We start from the raw sequence: 18,775 nt of genomic DNA, 5'->3' as shown, positions 1-18,775 counted from the left end.
GCATTGCAAACAAACCCACGGGAGATATTCCATGAAACTACTCATGCCTATTGCCGCTGCCATGCTGACGGCGACTGCTGCCTACGCCGACGGACACTTGCCTGATTTGAATGGTCAAGAGATCGTTGTTGTGACCGAAAACGCCTATCCCCCGTTGCAGTTTATTGACGGCGATGGTGCGGCTGTTGGCTGGGAATATGACGCCATGGCCGAGGTCGCGAAACGCCTGAATGCGATGGTGACTTACGAGAACATCAGTTGGGATGCGATGATCCCTGCCGTGTCCGAAGGTCAGTATGACATGGGCATGACCGGTATTACGATCCGTGATGACCGTGCTGAAATCGTCGATTTTTCAGACAGTTACATGACATCTGAGATGGTTATGCTGGTGCGTGGCGACGAGGATCGGTTCGACGATGCGGCTAGCTTTGCGGCTGATCCTGATCTGTTCATGGCCGCCCAACCCGGCACAACGCCATTTTATGTGGGTGTCTACGACGTGCTGGACGGCGACGAGGCGAACCCGCGCATTCAACTGATGGAGACCTTTGGCGCCACGGTTCAGGCCCTGCGCACGGGTGATGTTGACTTGGTCCTAACGGATGGCACGGCGGGCAATGGCTATGTTGCCGCATCTGATGGTGGCTTGAAGATTGTTGGCGAAAAGCTGGGCACCGAGGACTTTGGGTTCATCTTTCCACAGGGGTCTGATCTTGTCGCACCGATCAACGCCGCGATTGCAGATATGCAGGCTGACGGCACTATCGATGCGCTGAATACAAAGTGGTTTCTTGAGTATAAACTTGGTGAATAAACGTAGCTTGGCGGGCATCTTGCCCGCCCGTTCGACATGATCCCGACATCGCCTGATGACAAGGACTTCCCCTGGTGGCTGCTTATTGTGGTGGCGACCGGGGTCTATTTGTTTTGGCAGGTCTTTACCGTTGAGATTTACGAACGTGTTTTAACCACGCTGACCAAAGGCATTTGGGTGACGGTCTACGTGACGGTCGTGGCCTACCTGAGCGCGTGTTTGATCGGCTTGGGGCTGGCCACAGCGCAGATGTCACGGTTCATCGTGTTACGCCAAGCCGCACGGCTATATGTCGAAGTTGTGCGCGGCATTCCGATTATCGTGCTGCTGCTCTACGTGGCATTTGTGGCCGCTCCCGGTTTTGTATCGGGCTGGAACTGGGTCGCGGAAACACTGGGGTTCGAGCCAATTCGCACCCGGGATTTTTCGCTGCTCTGGCGGGCGGTGATTGCCTTGACCATTGCGTATTCATCGTTCCTTGCCGAAGTTTTCCGCGCTGGTTTGCAATCGGTTGATACCGGACAGATCGAGGCCGCAGAGGCGTTGGGCTTGAACAAATGGCAGCGGTTTCGTCATATCGTTTTCCCGCAGGCGTTTCGCACGATCCTGCCACCGCTCGGCAATGATTTTGTCGCGATGGTGAAGGATTCGTCGCTGGTGTCTGTGCTGGGTGTCACGGATGTGACGCAACTGGGCAAAGTGCTGGCTGCTGGGAATTTTCGGTATTTCGAAACCTATAATGTTGTTGCACTGGTGTACCTGACAATGACGATCACTTTGTCGCTCGGCATACGGCGGCTTGAGAAATATATGCGGCAGCGGCCGGAAGTTCGATCGGATTATTGAGTTGTTTTGGCGAAATGAATGCAGGTGGCTGGAACTGATCGCCACGGCACCTTAGGTTGACATCAAAGGAGATTTCCCATGACGAACCCGCTGCTGACTGACTGGACGACACCGTTTGGCCTGCCCCCGTTTGATGTGATTTCAGACGAGGATTATGCCCCCGCCGTTGATGTGGCGCTAGACGAGGCGCGTGCGGCGATTGATGCGATTGCGAGCAACGCTGATGCGCCGACGTTTGAGAATACGATCTTGGCGATGGAACTGTCCGAAGTAACTTTGGGCAAGGTTTTGGGTGCGTTTTATGGTGTGGCTGGCGCGGATAGTAATCCCGCACGCGAGGCGTTGCAGCGCGATTTCGGTCCACTGCTGAGTGCATTTGGATCAGAGATCACCGAGAACAAGGCGCTGTTTGCCCGCGTCCAAGACTTGTGGACCCGCCGCGATGCGTTGGATTTGACGGATGAACAGGCCCGCGTTCTGATGCTGACGCGACGCAGCTTTGTCCGGCAGGGTGCGTTGTTAGAGGGTGACTATGCTGTGCGGTTGCGCGATGTGAAGTCGCGGTTGTCTGTGCTGGGTACGCAGTTTACGCAGAATTTGCTGGCGGATGAGCGGTCTTGGTTCATGACGTTAGATGAGGCCGAACTGAAAGGCTTGCCTGATTTTGTGGTTGCCACCGCGCGGTCTGCGGGTGCGGAAAAGGATGCGGGCGGGCCTGTTGTGACGTTGTCGCGGTCTTTGATCGTGCCGTTTCTGCAGTTTTCACCCATGCGCGAGTTGCGCAAGATAGCTTACGAGGCATGGGTGTCGCGTGGCGCGAATGGTGGCGAGACGGACAATCGCGGCATTGCGGCTGAGACGCTCGCCCTGCGCGAAGAGCGCGCCAATTTGCTTGGGTACGACACATTTGCGGACTACAAGCTTGAGACCGAAATGGCAGGTACGCCTGCGGCGGTGCGTGATCTGTTGATGCAGGTGTGGACCCCAGCCAAAGCAGCGGCGGAAAGCGATGCTACGGTACTTGAGACAATGCTCAAAGCGGATGGCTTTGATGGTCCGTTGGAACCTTGGGACTGGCGCTACTATTCTGAAAAGCGTCGTCAGGCAGAGCATGATTTAGACGAGGCGGCGTTAAAGCCCTATTTGCAGCTTGAGCGGATGATCGAGGCTGCGTTTTCCTGCGCCAATCGGTTGTTTGGTTTGGAATTTGCGCCACTAGACGCCGCGACCTATCACCCTGATGTGCGGATGTGGGATGTGACACGCAACGGCGAACATGTGGCTGTTTTCATTGGTGACTACTTTGCCCGCGGGTCAAAGCGATCCGGTGCGTGGTGCATGGCGATGCGGTCGCAAAGTCGCGCGGATGGTGAGGTCCGCCCGCATGTTGTAAACGTCTGCAACTTCGCGAAACCAGAGGACGGTCAGCCTGCGTTGCTGTCCTATGACGATGCCCGCACATTGTTCCACGAGTTTGGCCATGCGCTGCATCAGATGTTGTCTGATGTGACATTCGAGAGCATCAGCGGAACGTCTGTTGCCCGTGATTTTGTGGAGCTGCCAAGCCAGCTATACGAGCATTGGCTGGAAGTCCCCGAGGTATTGGCTGAATTTGCCACGCACGCCGAAACTGGTGAGCCGATGCCAGCGGATATGCTGCAGCGGATGTTGGATGCGGCGACCTATGACATGGGCTTCCAGACGGTGGAATATGTGTCGTCTGCGCTGGTTGATCTGGCGTTTCACGACGGCCCTGCCCCGAAAGACCCGATGCAGAAACAGGCCGAAGTGCTAGGCGAACTTGGGATGCCGCACGCCATTCGGATGCGGCACGCAACGCCGCATTTTGCGCATGTTTTCGCAGGGGACGGCTATTCCAGCGGTTACTATAGCTACATGTGGTCCGAGGTGATGGATGCCGATGCTTTTGCCGCATTTGAGGAAGCGGGTGATGCGTTTGATCCTGCGCTTGCGAAAAAGCTAGAGGAAACCGTGCTGTCATCCGGCGGGTCTGTGGACGCAAAAGAGCTGTATACGCAGTTCCGAGGGCGACTGCCGGGGGTTGAGGCGTTGCTCAAGGGGCGTGGATTAGATGCCGCCTAAAGCTGCGCAACCATTCTTGGTCGAGTTGATGTCGCGCGATCCCGAAAGGGTCGCTGCGGCATTACAGGACGCTGCGTGGGAAAAGTCACCAGCAGCTTATGATGCATTGTTGCAACAGGCAAAGCAGGTGTATTTTGCGCTGCCCCGCGAATTACCAACGCGGCAGGATACCCAGCGCAAATGGGCCTTTGCTGCATTGTTATACGAGACGCGGGACACAGCGCCCTCGAATATGGCTTGCGGATGTTACATGTCGAATGCGTCACCTAAAGAGGTCGAGACGGTCGAGATTGTCTCGCAGACGTCGGATGATCAGTTTCATGTGCACTGCGATGCGTGCCGCATTGATTACGACGTGACTGCCGAGCATTTTGAGACGGGCGAGCCTGATTGGCGTTGGAAACCGCGGCTTTAGTCGCGGACTTCGTCCGGCTCAACGCCCCAGATCACCGATTTGGGGGCCCAGCCGCGATAGCCGCCAGCAGTCAATCGGCACCATGACAGTTCGCATTCACCAAGCCGTGCGATAACGCCGAGTTCCAGTTCAACCGTTTCGCGGCTGTCGTCACGGGGTTTGGAGCGTAGGCGCAACCGATCTTGATCGACGATCACCGAGCGCGAGCCGGATAACATGGTGTAATGGACCCAACCGCCCTGCCCTTCGCGGTCAATCACACGACGCCAATGGCCGTATTCCGCGACGACTTGCAGTGGCATGTTGCGCCGTTGGAAAACCCAATCGATGCGGTGTGACAAGCTGGGCCCGCGCCGCACGTTTGCTTCTGCTGCTTTCAGTGACACATAACGCGGCAATGGCAGATTTGTCTCTGGACCGACCGATGGGGCGACCAAAGATCCAGCGGCAACGGGTGTCGCATCTTGCGCTGTTGCGCCTGTCGCGAACTGACAGAACGCCGCACATACCAGTAAAATTCGAAAAATCACTGAAAGCCTGCCTTTTTTCTACTCACGTCGCGCGAGGTTCTTGTGCCTCGCGTCGGTTAAATGCACTCTGAACCAAAGCGGGTATCCGTTTCAAGCGATGGGAGAAAAGAATGCCAGGTCAGCGGTTAAGTGTTGTCGTCACGCGACGGTTACCCGAAAGCATAGAGACGCGCATGAAAGAGCTGTTCGACGTCAAATTACGCGACGACGATAGCCCGATGAGCCGCGCACAGCTGGTTGAGGCGATCCAAGACGCCGATGTTCTGGTGCCGACGGTCACTGATTTCATTGATGCGCCGTTGCTTGCACAGGCTGGAGAGCGGTTAAAGTTGATCGCGAACTACGGGGCTGGTGTTGACCGGATTGACGTGGCCACCGCCCGTCAACGTGGGATTCTTGTGTCGAATACACCTGGCACCGTGACCGAAGATACCGCCGATATGACCATCGCGCTGATTCTCGCTGTCACCCGCCGCATTCCCGAAGGGCTGCGCGTCATGGGCAGTGGCGATTGGGCAGGCTGGTCGCCCACTGCGATGTTGGGTGGTCGGATTTCCGGACGCCGCGTCGGGATTTTGGGCATGGGCCGGATTGGTCAGGCCGTGGCGAAACGGGCTGCGGCCTTTGGAATGCAGGTGCACTACCATAACCGCAAACGATTGCGCCCTGAAGTTGAGCAGGCATTAGAGGCGACCTATTGGGATTCACTGGATCAGATGGTTGCACGGATGGATATTATTTCGATCAATTGTCCGCATACGCCGTCGACGTTCCATTTGATGAACGCCCGTCGGTTAAAACTAATGAAGCCTGACGCTGTGATCGTGAACACGTCTCGCGGAGAGGTGATTGACGAAAATGCTCTGACACGGATGTTGCGGGCGGGTGAGATTGCTGGCGCTGGCTTGGACGTGTTCGAGCGTGGTCACGAGATTAATCCACGTCTGATGGACCTGCCAAACGTCGTTCTACTGCCGCACATGGGGTCGGCCACGGTTGAGGGACGTCAGGAGATGGGCGAGAAAGTGATCGTGAATATCAAGACGTTTGCGGATGGCCACAGGCCGCCTGATTTGGTTGTGCCGGGGGTTCTTTAACGCCGAAGACAGCGGAGGCTGCACAGCGTGGAGCCTCCGGCGGGGATTTTGAAGAAGTCAAAGAAGCTGGGGGTACGGTCTACCTTTAGGGTTTGATCATCACCGCGATGTAGAAGCCGTCCATGCCGCCGAGGTCTGCCCAGTAATCGGGGCGCAGGCGGATGCCGCCTTCTTCTGTGAACCACGCGGGGTCAATACCCGCTTTTTCGCGTGTCGCGGTATCAACGGTCAGACCTTCGTGCCGTTCTAGCGCGTCGTCGATTTGGATTTCGCCTTCGTCGGGCAGCAGAGAGCAGGTACAGAAGACCAGTTTGCCGCCTGATTTCAGCAATGTCAGCGCATGATCGATCAGGCGCTCTTGTTGTTCGATCAGCTCCATAAATTCAGAGCCGTCTTTGGCATAAGGCAAATCGGGATGGCGACGGATCGTGCCTGTCGCGGAACAAGGTGCATCGAGCAGGATCGCGTCGAAACCATCGTCGGTGAAATCAAAAGCGTCCGAAATGATGCAGTCGGCTTTTAGACCCACACGTTTCAGGTTCTCTTTGACCCGTGCCATGCGGCTATGGCTTTGGTCAACGGCGGTCACAGCGGCACCGCTGGCCGCGAGTTGCATGGTTTTGCCACCCGGTGCGGCGCAGAGGTCAAGTATTTTCATACCCGGTTTCGGGTCAAGCACCTGCACGGGAATCGCAGCGGCGGCGTCTTGCACCCACCAATCGCCAGTCTCGAACCCCGGGAGCGCGGATACTTGGCCTGCGTCTTTTAGCCGGACCGTGTTGTTTGGCAAAAGCACACCGCCGACGGCTTCAGCGACAACAGATGCGTCGCCTTTTGCGGTCAGGTCTAGGGCTGCGCCTGCGAAGTGTGCGGCCTCGATGCCTTCGACCGATTTACGCCCCCATGCGGCGACCAAAGGTTGGCGCAACCAGCCCGGCGTCAGAGGGTTCGCCCGTTTGTTCCACCCTTTTTCGCCCTCTTCAGAGATTCGGCGCAGAACGGCGTTTGTCAGGCCCTTGAAAGACGAGACGTGTTTGTTGAGGCTAATAATTTCGACATAGGCATTCACGACGCCATGTGCAGCCTCGCCGGAAACCAGTTCGATCACGCCAAGGCGCAATGCGTTTTGCACAGTCTCTGGCGGCTCTTTTTTCAGGTAAGGTTTCAACATGCGATCAGCACGATCAGCACCACGCAAAGCGTCTGTCGCAAGGCGTTGCGCGCGGGCGCGATCCTCTGCGGCCAGATGATCCAGCGCACCGCCCCCGATGAGTTCGGACATCAGCCGACCTTCGCCGGTGATTTCTTCGAGGAGGTGATGCGCGGCGCGGCGCGGCGGCAAACCGGTTTTGGACATGGACGTCTCACTTGTTTTGAACCCGTTTGGACGTATATCAGAAAGGACACGACGACAAGGATGCCCAGATGACTGACCGGAATGATTTACCTGCCGCTGCCCAGCGCGCACTGGCCGAAGCCGAAGAACGCCGCGAGAAAGCGGATGCAGTAGCGTTGCCGCCTGAATTGGGTGGTCGCAAAGGACCAGAGCCTGTGCGGTATGGCGATTGGGAAAAAAAGGGCATCGCTGTCGATTTTTGACAAATTCAGCGACGGGAACGCGGGGCGCGGACGTATTACGGCTAACTTTAGATAGATGGAGCCTGATATGCGCACCCTGCCCTACCTTTTTCTCGTCGCTGCTGCCGGGCTTAGCCTTGCGACGTTCATGACGTCACAAACACTGGCCAGCCAGCCAGCGCATGTCGCAGTTGAGCGTGTTCTCGGGGTAGACTGGCCTTAAACATTGGCCTTAAATCACGTGACCGGCCTGGGGTTACAGCCCCAGTACATCCAACATATCGTATTCGCCTGCGGCTTTCCCTTGGCCCCAGAGTGCGGCTTTGAGTGCGCCACGTGCAAAAACTTTGCGGTCAGTTGCCATGTGACGCAATACGATGCGTTCGCCTGCTGCTGCAAACAGCACGTCATGTTCGCCAACAATATCGCCGCCTCTGATCGCGGTGAAGCCGATGTCACCGCGTTTGCGTGCGCCCGTGATTCCATCGCGTCCGCTGTCTTTGACGTCACTGAGTAATACACCGCGCCCTTCGGCGGCAGCTTCACCCAACATCAGGGCTGTACCGGATGGTGCGTCAACTTTGTGGTGGTGATGCGCCTCGATGACTTCGATGTCGAAATCTTCGTCCAATGCCGCTGCGACTTTTTTAGTCAATTGCACCAAGAGGTTCACACCAAGCGACATGTTTCCGGCCCGCACGATGACGGTATCCTGTGCAGAGACATTCACGGCCTTTAGATCGTCGTCCGTCATGCCTGTCGTGCCGATGACATGGACAACACCCGCCTGAGCCGCGATTTTTGAAAAAGCGACGGTGGCGGCGGGTGCGGTAAAGTCAATCACGGCATTGGCTTTGCGGAATGTTTCTAGCGCGTCTGACGTCACCGTTACGCCCATAGGCTGTCCGCCCATCGCAATGCCTACATCTTGCCCGACCCAATCATGACCGTCACGTTCCAGCGCGCCGACAAGGTGATACGCATCTGACGCCACAATCGTCTCGATCAACATCTGCCCCATGCGGCCAGAAGCCCCAGTCACCACGATACCCGGTCCGTTTGCCATGCGCTGTCCTTTCACGTCTGTTGGCCTCTCTTAGCGGTGCTTGCAGCTTGACGCAAAGCCTTGCTTGGCAAAACGGCGGACAGTGATTACATGGAGCATATGGCAAAGCAAAGTAACAGAGACGGTAAAGCCCCAACGCAACGTATGTTGAAAGTGGGCGAGCAAATCAGACGGACTTTATCGTCCGTGCTGCAACGTGGCGAAGTGCATGATCCGGACCTGAACCGGATGATGATCACCGTGGGCGAAGTACGCATGTCCCCCGATTTGCGGGTTGCGACGGCGTATATTCTGCCGCTGGGCGGGAAGAACAAGCAAGAGACACTGGACGCTGTGCGCCGCAACAGGTTCGAGATCAGACATCTTGTCGTCAAAGGCGGGTCGCAAAAATTCGCGCCTGAATTGCGGTTCGAGATCGACGGTACGTTTGATCAGATGGATGCGACACGGGCTTTGCTCGCGGATGATCACGTCAAACAAGACCTCGACGACTGATGCGCTGGCTTGCGGGCCTTTTTGTTATTCTGGCAGGTCCTGCATATGCGGTGACCTGCGACGACGTTGCATTCCAAGACAACAGCTACACAATCTGCACCGTCGATGCCGAAACCGAAGATTTGCGCCTGTTTCACAGCGACAATGAGGGCAGCATTATCGGTAGCTTTTCCAATCTCGACAACACCTACCCCGACAAAACGCTGGCCTTTGCGATGAACGCGGGCATGTATCACCAAGATCGTGCGCCTGTGGGCTTGTACCAAGAGAACGGCGCACAAACATCCCAGATCGCGACATCCGAGGGGCCCGGTAACTTTGGATTGCTTCCGAATGGCGTGCTGTGCCTGACGGATACATCTGCCACGGTGATCGAAAGCCTGAACTATGTCGCCACCGATCCGACCTGCCGCGACGCAAACCAATCCGGCCCGATACTGGTCATCGACGGCGATCTACACCCGCGCTTTCTGGCGGATGGCACATCGGAATATATCCGCAACGGCGTTGGCACATCAGCGGATGGCAAAACCGCAATCTTTGCGATCTCGAACAATGCAGTCAATTTCTATAGCTTTGGCACGTTCTTCCGCGATTACCTAAAAACACCCAACGCATTATACTTCGACGGCAAAGTGTCACGCCTGCACGCCCCACAGCTGAACCGATCAGACTTCGGGTTTCAGCTTGGCCCGATGATTGGCGTTCTGGAATAACGCTGTGCTTCTTTGACTTTTTCTAAATCCCGGGGGTTTGGGGGCTGGCCCCCATTATCGGAACTTTAGCGGCGCGCGCCCCCATATTGACCGCATCCCCAACACAAGCTAGCACGCGCCTTCAATCACCAAAGGACGACATCATGGCACGCAAACGCAAGGGACGCGATATCTCAGGTTGGCTGGTCGTGGATAAACCTGCGGGGATCACATCGACCACCGTGGTTGGCAGGGTACGCTGGGCGCTGAACGCGAACAAAGCGGGCCATGCAGGCACGTTGGACCCCGAAGCGACAGGCGTGTTGGCGATTGCCTTGGGTGAGGCCACAAAAACCGTGCCTTATATTACTGACGCGCTGAAAGCGTACACGTTTACCGTCCGTTTGGGCGAGGCCACAAACACTGATGACACCGAAGGTGAAGTCATCGCGACCTCTGCGAACCGTCCTACTGACGATGAAATCAAAGAGGCGCTTGCCCCGTTTATTGGCGACATCATGCAAGTGCCTCCGCAATTTTCGGCTGTCAAAGTTGACGGTCAGCGCGCCTATAAAAAGGCCCGCGACGGCGAAGAAATGGAATTGGCGGCCCGTCCTTTGTGGGTCGAAGAGTTGTTGCTGATTGATCGTCCTGACGCGGACCATGTTGTTCTCGAAATGACTTGCGGCAAAGGCGGTTATGTCCGTTCCATCGCCCGTGATCTTGGCGCGGCACTAGGATGCTACGGTCACGTCCTGCAGTTGCGCCGGATTTGGTCCGGTCCGTTTGATGTTGAAGACGGCATCACGATGGAACAGGTCGATGCGCTCGCCAGAACGCCCGAATTGGACGAACACTTGCAGCCTTTGGAAGTTGGCCTAGCCGACCTGCCCGAAGTCACTTGCCCTGCCGAGAGCGTGACCAAGTTGCGCAACGGCAATCCCGCGCCCGTCATTGGCTCCGGTTTGGATTACGGCGACGAAGTGTGGGCGTCGCATGACGGCACACCGATTGCTGTTGGCAAATATCTTGGTGGAACATTGCAGCCAACGCGTGTTTTCGTCCCCGAGTCGCAGTAAAGTTCTGCGATTCCGAAGACGATTGTTACAAATTGTCACGGCCTTCACGTCCACGTGACGACGCGGCCCGCAATTGTTTCACGAAATGTTACAGTTTCACCCACCCCGTTCATCCCTACGTGATAGGGGTGCACAGGACCGGCGGAATTCGGCAAGTTGTGTTCAACGATACACACAACATTTGACCGAAAGCTTCCAGCCATGACCGACACCAAACAAACCGCCTTCACCGTACTTGCTGCTGGCGCTTTAGCCACCGTCGCATTTGACGCCTTCGGCCAAGGGCTTTCGCCGATGTTCGGATTTGCCAAAATGGCCCCAGTTGGTCTTGCCCAGCAAACACTGAACACCGTCTTCGGCAGCGTGCCAAAAGGGACGGCCCACATGTTGCACACGATTACCGGTCTGATTTTCTATGTGCTTGGGTATCTGCTGGTTGCCCGTCCGGTGCAAAAGATGATCTTGCCGAATTTACACTGGCTCATCACTGCCGTGGTTTACGGCGTGGTTCTATGGGTCTTCGCCCTTTACGTGATGGCGCATCTGGTTGCCGGAAACCCTGCGTTCCTTGGCTTTAGCGGCATCACTTGGGTCGCTCTTTGGGGTCATATTGTCTACGCGGTCGTCGCTGCTTGGGTGCTTGAAGCCCGCGGCGTCGCGGTATCCTACGCGAAATAAAACTACCCCTCCTCGTCAGGTCGTCTTTGTTCATCAAAGGCGGCCTGTTGCTATTTGAGCGATCCGGCCAGATACCGCTGTTATGATCACACGACACCACAACGACGGCGCGACGCAATCCTTCGCGACCTACTCCGATTGCGAGACCTACCGCTATGCGCTGACCCGCACGTGGGACACGGACGGCAAGCGGTTGATGTTTGTGATGCTGAACCCGTCCAAAGCGACAGAAGCCCATAATGACCCGACTGTTGGCCGCTGCGAAAATCGCGCGCGTGCGCTTGGATTTGGCGCCTTTCGCGTGACTAACTTGTTTGCGTTGCGCGAAACCGATCCTGCGCTCATGCGTAAACATTTTGAACCAAATGGTTCGGATAATGATCAAACGCTGATCGACGGGGCGCAATGGGCGGACACGACCATCGCCGCTTGGGGTGTTCATGGCGTGCATTTAGGGCGAAACGAACAGGTCATCGCGTTGTTTCAGAAGTACAATTGCGAACTTCACGCGCTTGGATTGACCAAAGCAGGCCATCCGCGTCACCCGCTTTATCTGCCGTACAGTGCGCAACCGACCCCTTGGGTTTTGTAACCTACTGTTAACCAACAGTTACTTTTGTTCCAGACTCACACTTTCAGCCTTGATAAGGGTGATCAGTAGATTTGGGTCGGGGGCGGTTCAGTTGAGGCAGGAAGTTACATGCTCGCTATTATTGCTCTTTTTGGTGTCGCGGTTGCGTCTGTCTTGATCACGGACGCAGGTGCTGACGCGGAACCCGACACCGAGGCTGCTGCTGATAGCTTGAACGACGATAACGACGCGACCACATCTACTCCCCTGCAAGAGTCGTTTACATCGGGTGATACGCTCAACAGCGTCGGGCAAGGGCAGTCGGACGAGACCATTACCGGCACAATCCGCGCTGATCTTCTGGTCGGCACCGAAGGTGACGATGTTATCGCGGGGGAAGACGGCGAAGACACGTTGCACGGCCACGACGGGCACGACACGCTTTTTGGCGGCAATGCAAAAGATACCCTTTTTGGTGATGTCGGTGACGATACGCTTGATGGTGGCGACCACGACGACGAATTGATCGGCGGTAGCGGCGATGACACGCTATTTGGTGGCGACGGCGATGATACGTTGCTGGGGTCGTTTGGCGATGACGTACTATCCGGTGGTAACGGGCAAGACCTGTTGAATGGCGGTGCCGGGAATGACGTGCTCATCGGAAATGACGATGCTGAAGGTGATTATTTGAACGGTGGTCGCGGCGATGACATTATCCGTAGCGGCGCAGGCGATACCGCGCATGGTGGCGCGGGTGCGGATACCTTTGCGCTAGATGCCGACGCAGAAGATGGGGCGTATATCGAGGACTACGATCCAGACGAGGATATCATCGAAGTCGTCTATGACGCTGAAGGTCCGATACCAGAACTGACAACAACCGAAACCGAGAACGGGCTGGCCCTATATGCTGATGGGGATTTCGTTGCGGGCTTTGCCAATATCACCTCTATTGATCTGGACCGAATTGCGCTGGTTGCGGCATAAAAACCTTTTCTTTTTGACAATTCCCGCCTAAACGCACCCATCCACATAGGGAATCCCCTGTGCGGATACTCCACGGGCTTTTCTGGACGACATCCCGGATTGCGCCATTCACCCTTTAGACAAGGAGACCCCGATGTCGATTACTGCAGAAGACAAAGCACGGATCATGAAAGATTTCGCCACCAAAGAAGGCGATACAGGCTCCCCAGAAGTTCAGGTCGCGATTCTTTCGTCGCGCATCGCAACTTTGACAGAGCACTTCAAGACCCACAAAAAAGACAACCACGGTCGCCGTGGTCTGCTGAAAATGGTTGCTCTGCGCCGGAAGCTGCTGGACTACACACGTGGCAAAGATGAGGACCGTTACCAGGCCCTGATCAAACGTCTTGGCCTGCGCCGCTAATTTAGCCGCAGCACCACAGATACGGAAAAGCCCGCCAGTTTTGGCGGGCTTTTTTGTTTTTAGATTATCGGCAGTAGGTGCCTGTGTGCAGCGCACCATCATTCGTCACGGTCTGCGTGGTGTAGTCGTAACAATCAGATGTTTCGGACGGTTTGTAGCGAATGAAGTAGTCGTCGCCTTGATAGGTGTAATCCATACTGCGCGTCCCATCATTGCCTTGCGAGAACACAAGATTTTCGACGCCGCCGCGTGGGGGTGTTCCGGGTGCGGCACCACCGCCAGCTTCGGCCTCTAGAGGGCGCACACGTGGTAGAGAATCAAAATTAGCGATCTCACCCATCAAACATTGCACAATATAAGGCGCATCCGGCGAGGTGTGATAGCGATATCCGAATTCTTCGTCCAACTGACCATTACAGACATCTAGCGTATCAGCCGCGATCGGAGTGCCGTCAGGATTTGCATCCCCGTAAATCGGGAAGCCATCAAACGCCCAGCCGATGATCGGATTCTCGTCTGCGTTATCCATTGCCTCCATCATACAAGTAGGCGCGACGTGATAATGGTAATCATCACCCCGCCCAGCATGACCGCCGCAGACATCCAACTGCCCCGTCTGCAGCGTATCGTGTTGCGCCTGATGGTGAGCGAGGTCAGCCTGAGACATCTCGCCGCCGCCAGTGTAGTCATAAATCGGCACGCCATTCACGGCGACGCCCAGCGCCGCATCACGTGTCAAAGGTGTGCCGCCTAGCGTTGGCGTCAGATTGATCGGCGCGGCGTAATCTGCCGGAACGGGCACTTGTTCGTTGGTTCCGGTGATGCCCGTCATCAACTCGTGATCCGGATAGGTAAGCGATTGAATGATCGCGTCAGTTTCGGTGCAGGTCACCGTGACGCTGTCGCTGAAACCGGCTTCTTCGACAGACGACGCGACGGCAGCGCAGTGATCTTCGTGTGCGTGGGAACTGGTCGCGCCCGCGTATGACACGATGATGGCTGCAATTAGTGTGTAAAACCAAGGGGCTGAAATGAGACGACGCATATCGATACCCCCTACTCGACCGTTACACGGCACAGGACCGTGTTGCTTTGTTCTAGGTCGGGGCCCCAGATCAGTTTTGCTGTGTCGGCCCAATTGACGTCGTCGTAGCCGTCTTTTGGCGATACGTCGGCTTCGGTGTAGACGTCTGCTTGCGGCCATTCGGATGCGTCGAAATCTGCGCTGTCCCAATCGGCTGGTTCGTCCGTGAAGGTAAACCCGCAGGCACCTTCACCTGCAACTGGATTGGCTTCGCTTTCGCAGGATTTGTCGAGCGGTGCTGTGTGAATGACCTCGCATTGCCAGCCCGCATCGCTGACCACGACGGGTGCGCCGTCGGCATCAAGGATTTGCATGATGATACCGCCATCGCCCATCTGCTGCCGTCTTGTGCCGATGTATTCGAGACCGGTATCGTTTTCCTTGAAATCTTTGGCGACGACGCCAACAACAAAAGGCCGCTCTGCGGTGAAAGTGAAGCTTTCCGCGTTGAATGACCGTTCGGTTGTGATGGAGACGCTATCTTCGGCGACCTGTTCTCCGTTGATCCGCATTTCAAACCAGTTGTCCGCCCACACATCAGCGGAGAATTGTTCGGCGGAAACCGCGGCGGGCAAAAGCGCCAAGAGCGCGACGGTGGAAACGAGACGGTGCATGATAGGTCCTTTTGGCTGGGTCTATCCGTTATACGCCGTCTCGCGTGTTTTCCGGCGCAAAAAACGCGCTGTTTTAGGTCATCCGAATGACGTCTTTATCAATCGCCAGCATATAGCCTTTGCGCGCGATATTTTTGACCAACAGTTCGCTGATCATCTGGTTGCCCAAGGTGTCGCGCAAGCGTTTGATCCGCGTCGCACCTGCCGCTTCGTCGCAGTCGGATGCGTCGCGGCCAGAGATCACGCCTTCGATTTCAGCACCTGACAGAACTTCGTCGTCCATGCGGGCTTCGGCGAGGACTGAGAGTGTTTCGATCGCGGCATCGGTCAGCTTGAAGGCAAAATCGTTTAGGTAGACTGCTTTTTCGGCGCGATTGATCTGAAGCGAGTTCACTTCGATCCCCGCCCGCACGATCCGTCCCATGCGGCGGTTCAAAGCGATGAGCAGCACGAGGAACGCCACTGCTGCCACAAGCAACGCAGTCGAGAACATCAGCAGCACAAAGATAACAAAGCGGTAAGACGACAGCGTGTCCGCAAAATTGGTCCCTGTTTGGGCAAGAATTTCGAGCAGTTTGATCTCGGCGTTGCCCGTCAGCGTGTCGTTTTCAATGAACAGCCGCTCAACCTGAGAATTGAAGGCGTTTGCATCGGGCAAGTTGATGAACAACAAAACAGCCGCCACCGCCAAAATCACGACGATTCCGACAATGCCTGCGATAACCAATCGGCTGCTAATTTCACGGGTCTCAGAAGCGGAGGAAGTATTCACCGGCGCTATCCTTCTTGTCATCCAACTGCGCGTCTTCAAACACGCTCAGTATATTCAGCAATTCCCAGCCGCCAGACGATAAACGTCCAGACAGTTGTGAGGCTGCATTACCAACAGAACAATCGCCCCGCACCGCAGCTACGCCGTAATGTAGCCGCAAGGGGTTGTCCTGTTTTGCTTTATAGTCAGCGTAGCAGGCCGCATTCGCAGCCCCCGCCAGCATGACCGTAGCCAGTATGGAATAAAGAAAGGTCTTCATGCCTGATCTATGCCCTTATCCTGCGTGTTATCCAATATCGCGCCACGTTACCCCGCTTGGTATCGCATAACCATCCCCCGATATTGTTGAACATAGGTGACGCGGCCAAGTTTGCTGCATCCCGCATCGCAACAAAGGATAAACCGATATGCGTAAAACACTGACTGTTGGCCTGACTGCCTTTTCCCTGATCCTTGGAACCGTCGCACCGGTACAAGCGGACACCAATGACGGGCTGAACAAAGCCATGCTTGGGCTGCTTGCCGTTGGCGCGTTTGGCTTGGCGATGAAACATAATCAGAATGTCGAACCACAGGTCGTCGAGGTGCAACACGCCCCACGGTTTGGCGAACCTCAACAGACGCATCGACGCGATCAAGCCCAACAGTCGCGCAATACCCGTCGCGCCGATCCACTACCTGCACGATGCTTTCGTCAGATTGAATTGGGTAACGGTCGCACGCAATCCGTGTTTACCGAACGTTGCCTAGATCAACGCTACGACGACAACGCCGCCCTGCCCCGTCAATGCTTAACGAACCTTGGCGGGCGTGACGGACATAATCAGGGCTACGTGGCGAGTTGTTTGCGTGACCGCGGATTTCGGTCTGACCAACGCTGGTAGTTACATGAGATAGATGTGCGTGCTGGACGGTCATGTCGGCGCGCGCGTCTTGTGGGGCAAGGGCCTTGGACGATCTCTTGCCCCATTTTAGGGTTGAATGGCTGACTGCGCTCTGGTCTGAACCCTTATGGTTAAGACGATTCCCACCTTTGAATATGAAGACGACGCGATCAACAGCGGCTATGCGCGAATCGCGGGTGTCGATGAAGTTGGGCGCGGACCGCTAGCTGGGCCTGTGGTCGCGGCGGCGGTTGTTTTGGACCCCGCCAACATTCCCGACGGATTAAACGACAGCAAACAGATGTCCGCGAAAAAACGCGAAGCGCTTTACGACATCCTGCACGAGGTCGCTGACGTGTCGATCGCAGAAGCAACTGTGCGCGAGATCGAAGAAATTAACATTTTACAGGCGTCCCATCTGGCGATGGTTCGCGCCGTGTCGGGCCTGTCGCAACCCGCTGATTTTGTGCTGATTGATGGCAATGCGGTGCCGCGTGGCCTGAACATACCGTCAGGCACCTTAATTAAAGGGGATACGCGATCACTTAGCATCGCGGCGGCCTCGATTGTGGCCAAAGTGTGGCGCGACCGTCTTATGTTGTCTCTTTCGCAACAGCACCCCGGCTATGGCTGGGCAACAAACCAAGGTTACCCCACCAAAGAACACAAAGCGGGACTAAAAAGCCACGGTGTCACCCTACATCATCGTCGCACTTTCGCTCCGGTACACAATATCTTGTGGCAAGAAGAAAAATAAAAAGACAATTTTTTAAAGATATTTACAGGGAATCATCTGTGAATCATTGTGAACTCAACCAACGAGCGGAACAAATTCGCCAGGTCTGAGGCAGTAGTATGAAAACCAAATTGAAAACCCCAAAAGGGGTGACGGAAGCGGCTACGCTTCCCCTAAACACGATCCTAGATGGCGACTGCATTGAGCGTATGAACGCGCTTCCTGCGGGCTCTATCGATCTTATTTTTGCGGACCCTCCGTACAACCTGCAGTTGAAGGGCGATCTGCATCGCCCCGATAACTCCAAGGTTGATGCCGTGGATGATGCATGGGACCAGTTTGACAGCTTCAAGGTTTATGACAAGTTTACAAAGGCTTGGCTCGCCGCGGCGCGTCGCCTGCTGAAACCGAATGGCGCGATCTGGGTTATTGGCTCCTACCATAACGTGTTCCGCATGGGCGCTGAGTTGCAGAACCAAGGCTACTGGATTTTGAACGACGTCGTATGGCGCAAGTCAAATCCGATGCCGAATTTCCGTGGCAAACGCCTGACGAATGCGCATGAGACGCTGATCTGGGCATCTAAACAAGAAGCCAGCAAATACACCTTTAATTACGAGGCGCTGAAGGCGCTGAACGAAGGTGTGCAGATGCGGTCTGACTGGGTTCTGCCAATCTGTACCGGCCACGAGCGTCTGAAGAACGAAGACGGCGACAAAGCGCATCCAACGCAAAAGCCGCAATCTTTGCTGCACCGCGTCTTGGTTGCCACCACGAACCCCGGCGATGTTGTTCTCGATCCATTCTTTGGCACAGGCACCACTGGTGCGGTTGCGAAAATGCTGGGCCGTGATTTCATCGGGATTGAGCGCGAAGAAGCGTACCGCAAAGTTGCTGAAAAGCGCATCAAGAACACACGCAAATTCGACAAAGAGGCACTGGAAGTGTCCACGTCGAAACGTGCTGAACCACGCGTTGCCTTTGGTGTTCTGGTCGAGCGCGGCATGCTGCGTCCCGGCGAAGAACTGTGGTCCATGAATGGTCGCCACAAGGCCAAGGTCCGCGCTGATGGCACCGTCATCGGTGCTGACATCAAAGGGTCAATCCACCAAGTTGGGGCAGCCTGTGAAGGCGCACCTAGCTGTAATGGCTGGACTTATTGGCAATTCAAACGCGACGGACAAAAGGTCCCTATCGACCTGCTGCGCCAGCAGATCCGTTCGGAAATGGCCAAACACAACTAGATTTTACGAATACCGCCGGTGCGAGTGGCCCGCCTTCCCTGCAAGGGGAAGAACCACTTGCACGAACTTCACCCCGCC

The 18,775-nt window shown here is 55.8% G+C and carries 24 protein-coding genes; 17 read left to right on the top strand and 7 right to left on the bottom strand.

Features of this window, described 5'->3' with window-relative positions:
* Positions 1–31 precede the first annotated feature (31 nt).
* From FHS72_RS00415 to FHS72_RS00400, 4 genes are all read left to right on the top strand, one after another.
* Positions 32–817 (top strand): transporter substrate-binding domain-containing protein, encoded by a 786-nt coding sequence (locus FHS72_RS00415; protein WP_183523891.1) that lies wholly within the window; start codon positions 32–34, stop codon positions 815–817.
* Positions 818–853: 36 nt separating this feature from the next.
* Entirely contained in the window at positions 854–1,663 is an 810-nt protein-coding gene (locus tag FHS72_RS00410) for an amino acid ABC transporter permease (protein WP_183523889.1), read from the top strand.
* A 78-nt stretch (positions 1,664–1,741) separates the two neighbouring features.
* On the top strand, positions 1,742–3,766 hold the full coding sequence (locus tag FHS72_RS00405; RefSeq protein WP_183523887.1) for a M3 family metallopeptidase: 2,025 nt from the start codon (positions 1,742–1,744) through the stop codon (positions 3,764–3,766).
* Positions 3,756–4,181: a hypothetical protein gene (locus FHS72_RS00400; RefSeq protein WP_183523884.1), complete on the top strand. Its 426-nt coding sequence runs from the start codon at positions 3,756–3,758 to the stop codon at positions 4,179–4,181. The genes FHS72_RS00405 and FHS72_RS00400 overlap by 11 nt, the downstream gene beginning before the upstream one ends.
* On the opposite strand, the gene FHS72_RS00395 is transcribed toward FHS72_RS00400, so the two are convergent.
* The gene (locus FHS72_RS00395; protein WP_425511097.1) at positions 4,178–4,711 is read right to left on the bottom strand and encodes an SH3 domain-containing protein; all 534 of its coding nucleotides are present in this window, start codon (positions 4,709–4,711) and stop codon (positions 4,178–4,180) included. The two genes, FHS72_RS00400 and FHS72_RS00395, sit on opposite strands and share 4 nt — an antisense overlap.
* Before the next feature lie 110 nt (positions 4,712–4,821).
* Here FHS72_RS00395 and FHS72_RS00390 point away from each other — a divergent pair, with 110 nt between their 5' ends.
* Complete coding sequence (locus FHS72_RS00390) at positions 4,822–5,808, top strand: 2-hydroxyacid dehydrogenase (protein WP_183523881.1); 987 nt, start codon at positions 4,822–4,824, stop codon at positions 5,806–5,808.
* 85 nt (positions 5,809–5,893) lie between these two features.
* Here the strand turns inward: FHS72_RS00390 and FHS72_RS00385 are convergent, their stop codons facing one another.
* Positions 5,894–7,165, bottom strand: coding sequence for an RsmB/NOP family class I SAM-dependent RNA methyltransferase (locus FHS72_RS00385; RefSeq protein WP_183523878.1), 1,272 nt, complete (start codon positions 7,163–7,165; stop codon positions 5,894–5,896).
* Positions 7,166–7,233: 68 nt separating this feature from the next.
* Between FHS72_RS00385 and FHS72_RS00380 the strand changes: the two genes are divergently transcribed.
* Together FHS72_RS00380 and FHS72_RS18555 are read left to right on the top strand one after the other, a co-directional pair.
* Positions 7,234–7,407: a DUF1674 domain-containing protein gene (locus FHS72_RS00380; RefSeq protein WP_183523875.1), complete on the top strand. Its 174-nt coding sequence runs from the start codon at positions 7,234–7,236 to the stop codon at positions 7,405–7,407.
* 67 nt (positions 7,408–7,474) lie between these two features.
* Entirely contained in the window at positions 7,475–7,609 is a 135-nt protein-coding gene (locus FHS72_RS18555) for a hypothetical protein (RefSeq protein ID WP_281378201.1), read from the top strand.
* A gap of 33 nt (positions 7,610–7,642) precedes the next feature.
* Here the strand turns inward: FHS72_RS18555 and dapB are convergent, their stop codons facing one another.
* Entirely contained in the window at positions 7,643–8,452 is an 810-nt protein-coding gene (dapB, locus tag FHS72_RS00375; RefSeq protein WP_183523872.1) for a 4-hydroxy-tetrahydrodipicolinate reductase, read from the bottom strand.
* Positions 8,453–8,551: 99 nt separating this feature from the next.
* On the opposite strand from dapB, the gene rbfA reads away from it, so the two are divergent.
* The 7 genes from rbfA to rpsO all read left to right on the top strand — a co-directional run bounded on the left by rbfA (position 8,552) and on the right by rpsO (position 13,363).
* Positions 8,552–8,947, top strand: a complete 396-nt coding sequence (rbfA, locus tag FHS72_RS00370) for a 30S ribosome-binding factor RbfA (RefSeq protein WP_183523869.1) — start codon at positions 8,552–8,554, stop codon at positions 8,945–8,947.
* On the top strand, positions 8,947–9,663 hold the full coding sequence (locus FHS72_RS00365) for a phosphodiester glycosidase family protein (protein ID WP_183523866.1): 717 nt from the start codon (positions 8,947–8,949) through the stop codon (positions 9,661–9,663). Before rbfA ends, FHS72_RS00365 begins: the two co-directional genes overlap by 1 nt.
* 143 nt (positions 9,664–9,806) lie before the next feature.
* Positions 9,807–10,721: a tRNA pseudouridine(55) synthase TruB gene (gene truB / locus FHS72_RS00360; RefSeq protein WP_183523863.1), complete on the top strand. Its 915-nt coding sequence runs from the start codon at positions 9,807–9,809 to the stop codon at positions 10,719–10,721.
* 201 nt (positions 10,722–10,922) lie between these two features.
* Positions 10,923–11,399 (top strand): hypothetical protein, encoded by a 477-nt coding sequence (locus FHS72_RS00355; protein WP_183523860.1) that lies wholly within the window; start codon positions 10,923–10,925, stop codon positions 11,397–11,399.
* Positions 11,400–11,481: 82 nt separating this feature from the next.
* On the top strand, positions 11,482–11,991 hold the full coding sequence (locus tag FHS72_RS00350; protein ID WP_183523857.1) for a DUF1643 domain-containing protein: 510 nt from the start codon (positions 11,482–11,484) through the stop codon (positions 11,989–11,991).
* Between the two features lie 108 nt (positions 11,992–12,099).
* A complete protein-coding gene (locus FHS72_RS00345; protein WP_246414403.1) occupies positions 12,100–12,960 on the top strand; it encodes a calcium-binding protein in 861 nt (286 codons plus the stop codon).
* 133 nt (positions 12,961–13,093) lie between these two features.
* Positions 13,094–13,363: a 30S ribosomal protein S15 gene (gene rpsO / locus FHS72_RS00340; protein ID WP_183523854.1), complete on the top strand. Its 270-nt coding sequence runs from the start codon at positions 13,094–13,096 to the stop codon at positions 13,361–13,363.
* Positions 13,364–13,427: 64 nt separating this feature from the next.
* Here the strand turns inward: rpsO and FHS72_RS00335 are convergent, their stop codons facing one another.
* The 4 genes from FHS72_RS00335 to FHS72_RS00320 all read right to left on the bottom strand — a co-directional run bounded on the left by FHS72_RS00335 (position 13,428) and on the right by FHS72_RS00320 (position 16,092).
* Positions 13,428–14,408 carry a YHYH protein gene (locus FHS72_RS00335; protein ID WP_183523851.1) on the bottom strand — a complete coding sequence of 327 codons (981 nt, stop codon included), beginning with the start codon at positions 14,406–14,408 and terminating at the stop codon, positions 13,428–13,430.
* Between the two features lie 11 nt (positions 14,409–14,419).
* Entirely contained in the window at positions 14,420–15,061 is a 642-nt protein-coding gene (locus FHS72_RS00330; protein ID WP_183523848.1) for a PEBP family protein, read from the bottom strand.
* A 73-nt stretch (positions 15,062–15,134) separates the two neighbouring features.
* Positions 15,135–15,833: a winged helix-turn-helix domain-containing protein gene (locus FHS72_RS00325; protein ID WP_425511096.1), complete on the bottom strand. Its 699-nt coding sequence runs from the start codon at positions 15,831–15,833 to the stop codon at positions 15,135–15,137.
* Positions 15,811–16,092, bottom strand: coding sequence for a hypothetical protein (locus FHS72_RS00320; protein WP_183523842.1), 282 nt, complete (start codon positions 16,090–16,092; stop codon positions 15,811–15,813). Before FHS72_RS00320 ends, FHS72_RS00325 begins: the two co-directional genes overlap by 23 nt.
* A 148-nt stretch (positions 16,093–16,240) precedes the next feature.
* Here FHS72_RS00320 and FHS72_RS00315 point away from each other — a divergent pair, with 148 nt between their 5' ends.
* From FHS72_RS00315 to FHS72_RS00305, 3 genes are all read left to right on the top strand, one after another.
* Positions 16,241–16,717: a hypothetical protein gene (locus FHS72_RS00315; RefSeq protein WP_183523839.1), complete on the top strand. Its 477-nt coding sequence runs from the start codon at positions 16,241–16,243 to the stop codon at positions 16,715–16,717.
* A gap of 127 nt (positions 16,718–16,844) precedes the next feature.
* The gene (locus FHS72_RS00310; RefSeq protein ID WP_183523836.1) at positions 16,845–17,474 is read left to right on the top strand and encodes a ribonuclease HII; all 630 of its coding nucleotides are present in this window, start codon (positions 16,845–16,847) and stop codon (positions 17,472–17,474) included.
* A gap of 98 nt (positions 17,475–17,572) precedes the next feature.
* A complete protein-coding gene (locus FHS72_RS00305) occupies positions 17,573–18,697 on the top strand; it encodes a site-specific DNA-methyltransferase (RefSeq protein ID WP_183523833.1) in 1,125 nt (374 codons plus the stop codon).
* The last annotated feature ends 78 nt before the right edge of the window (positions 18,698–18,775 follow it).

Source organism: Yoonia ponticola (genome assembly GCF_014199395.1).
Lineage (GTDB): Bacteria > Pseudomonadota > Alphaproteobacteria > Rhodobacterales > Rhodobacteraceae > Yoonia > Yoonia ponticola.
Note: the sequence above shows the minus strand (reverse complement) of the source record. Positions and strands in the feature narration are given on the sequence as shown.

What these genes read in the sequence shown, in the direction of transcription:
- FHS72_RS00415 (WP_183523891.1), top strand. Translation starts at nt 32, where the DNA reads ATGAAACTACTCATGCCTATTGCCGCTGCCATGCTGACGGCGACTGCT.
- FHS72_RS00410 (WP_183523889.1), top strand. Translation starts at nt 854, where the DNA reads ATGATCCCGACATCGCCTGATGACAAGGACTTCCCCTGGTGGCTGCTT.
- FHS72_RS00405 (WP_183523887.1), top strand. Translation starts at nt 1,742, where the DNA reads ATGACGAACCCGCTGCTGACTGACTGGACGACACCGTTTGGCCTGCCC.
- FHS72_RS00400 (WP_183523884.1), top strand. Translation starts at nt 3,756, where the DNA reads ATGCCGCCTAAAGCTGCGCAACCATTCTTGGTCGAGTTGATGTCGCGC.
- FHS72_RS00390 (WP_183523881.1), top strand. Translation starts at nt 4,822, where the DNA reads ATGCCAGGTCAGCGGTTAAGTGTTGTCGTCACGCGACGGTTACCCGAA.
- FHS72_RS00385 (WP_183523878.1), bottom strand. Translation starts at nt 7,165, where the DNA reads ATGTCCAAAACCGGTTTGCCGCCGCGCCGCGCCGCGCATCACCTCCTC.
- FHS72_RS00380 (WP_183523875.1), top strand. Translation starts at nt 7,234, where the DNA reads ATGACTGACCGGAATGATTTACCTGCCGCTGCCCAGCGCGCACTGGCC.
- FHS72_RS18555 (WP_281378201.1), top strand. Translation starts at nt 7,475, where the DNA reads ATGCGCACCCTGCCCTACCTTTTTCTCGTCGCTGCTGCCGGGCTTAGC.
- dapB (WP_183523872.1), bottom strand. Translation starts at nt 8,452, where the DNA reads ATGGCAAACGGACCGGGTATCGTGGTGACTGGGGCTTCTGGCCGCATG.
- rbfA (WP_183523869.1), top strand. Translation starts at nt 8,552, where the DNA reads ATGGCAAAGCAAAGTAACAGAGACGGTAAAGCCCCAACGCAACGTATG.
- FHS72_RS00365 (WP_183523866.1), top strand. Translation starts at nt 8,947, where the DNA reads ATGCGCTGGCTTGCGGGCCTTTTTGTTATTCTGGCAGGTCCTGCATAT.
- truB (WP_183523863.1), top strand. Translation starts at nt 9,807, where the DNA reads ATGGCACGCAAACGCAAGGGACGCGATATCTCAGGTTGGCTGGTCGTG.
- FHS72_RS00355 (WP_183523860.1), top strand. Translation starts at nt 10,923, where the DNA reads ATGACCGACACCAAACAAACCGCCTTCACCGTACTTGCTGCTGGCGCT.
- FHS72_RS00350 (WP_183523857.1), top strand. Translation starts at nt 11,482, where the DNA reads ATGATCACACGACACCACAACGACGGCGCGACGCAATCCTTCGCGACC.
- FHS72_RS00345 (WP_246414403.1), top strand. Translation starts at nt 12,100, where the DNA reads ATGCTCGCTATTATTGCTCTTTTTGGTGTCGCGGTTGCGTCTGTCTTG.
- rpsO (WP_183523854.1), top strand. Translation starts at nt 13,094, where the DNA reads ATGTCGATTACTGCAGAAGACAAAGCACGGATCATGAAAGATTTCGCC.
- FHS72_RS00335 (WP_183523851.1), bottom strand. Translation starts at nt 14,408, where the DNA reads ATGCGTCGTCTCATTTCAGCCCCTTGGTTTTACACACTAATTGCAGCC.
- FHS72_RS00330 (WP_183523848.1), bottom strand. Translation starts at nt 15,061, where the DNA reads ATGCACCGTCTCGTTTCCACCGTCGCGCTCTTGGCGCTTTTGCCCGCC.
- FHS72_RS00320 (WP_183523842.1), bottom strand. Translation starts at nt 16,092, where the DNA reads ATGAAGACCTTTCTTTATTCCATACTGGCTACGGTCATGCTGGCGGGG.
- FHS72_RS00315 (WP_183523839.1), top strand. Translation starts at nt 16,241, where the DNA reads ATGCGTAAAACACTGACTGTTGGCCTGACTGCCTTTTCCCTGATCCTT.
- FHS72_RS00310 (WP_183523836.1), top strand. Translation starts at nt 16,845, where the DNA reads ATGGTTAAGACGATTCCCACCTTTGAATATGAAGACGACGCGATCAAC.
- FHS72_RS00305 (WP_183523833.1), top strand. Translation starts at nt 17,573, where the DNA reads ATGAAAACCAAATTGAAAACCCCAAAAGGGGTGACGGAAGCGGCTACG.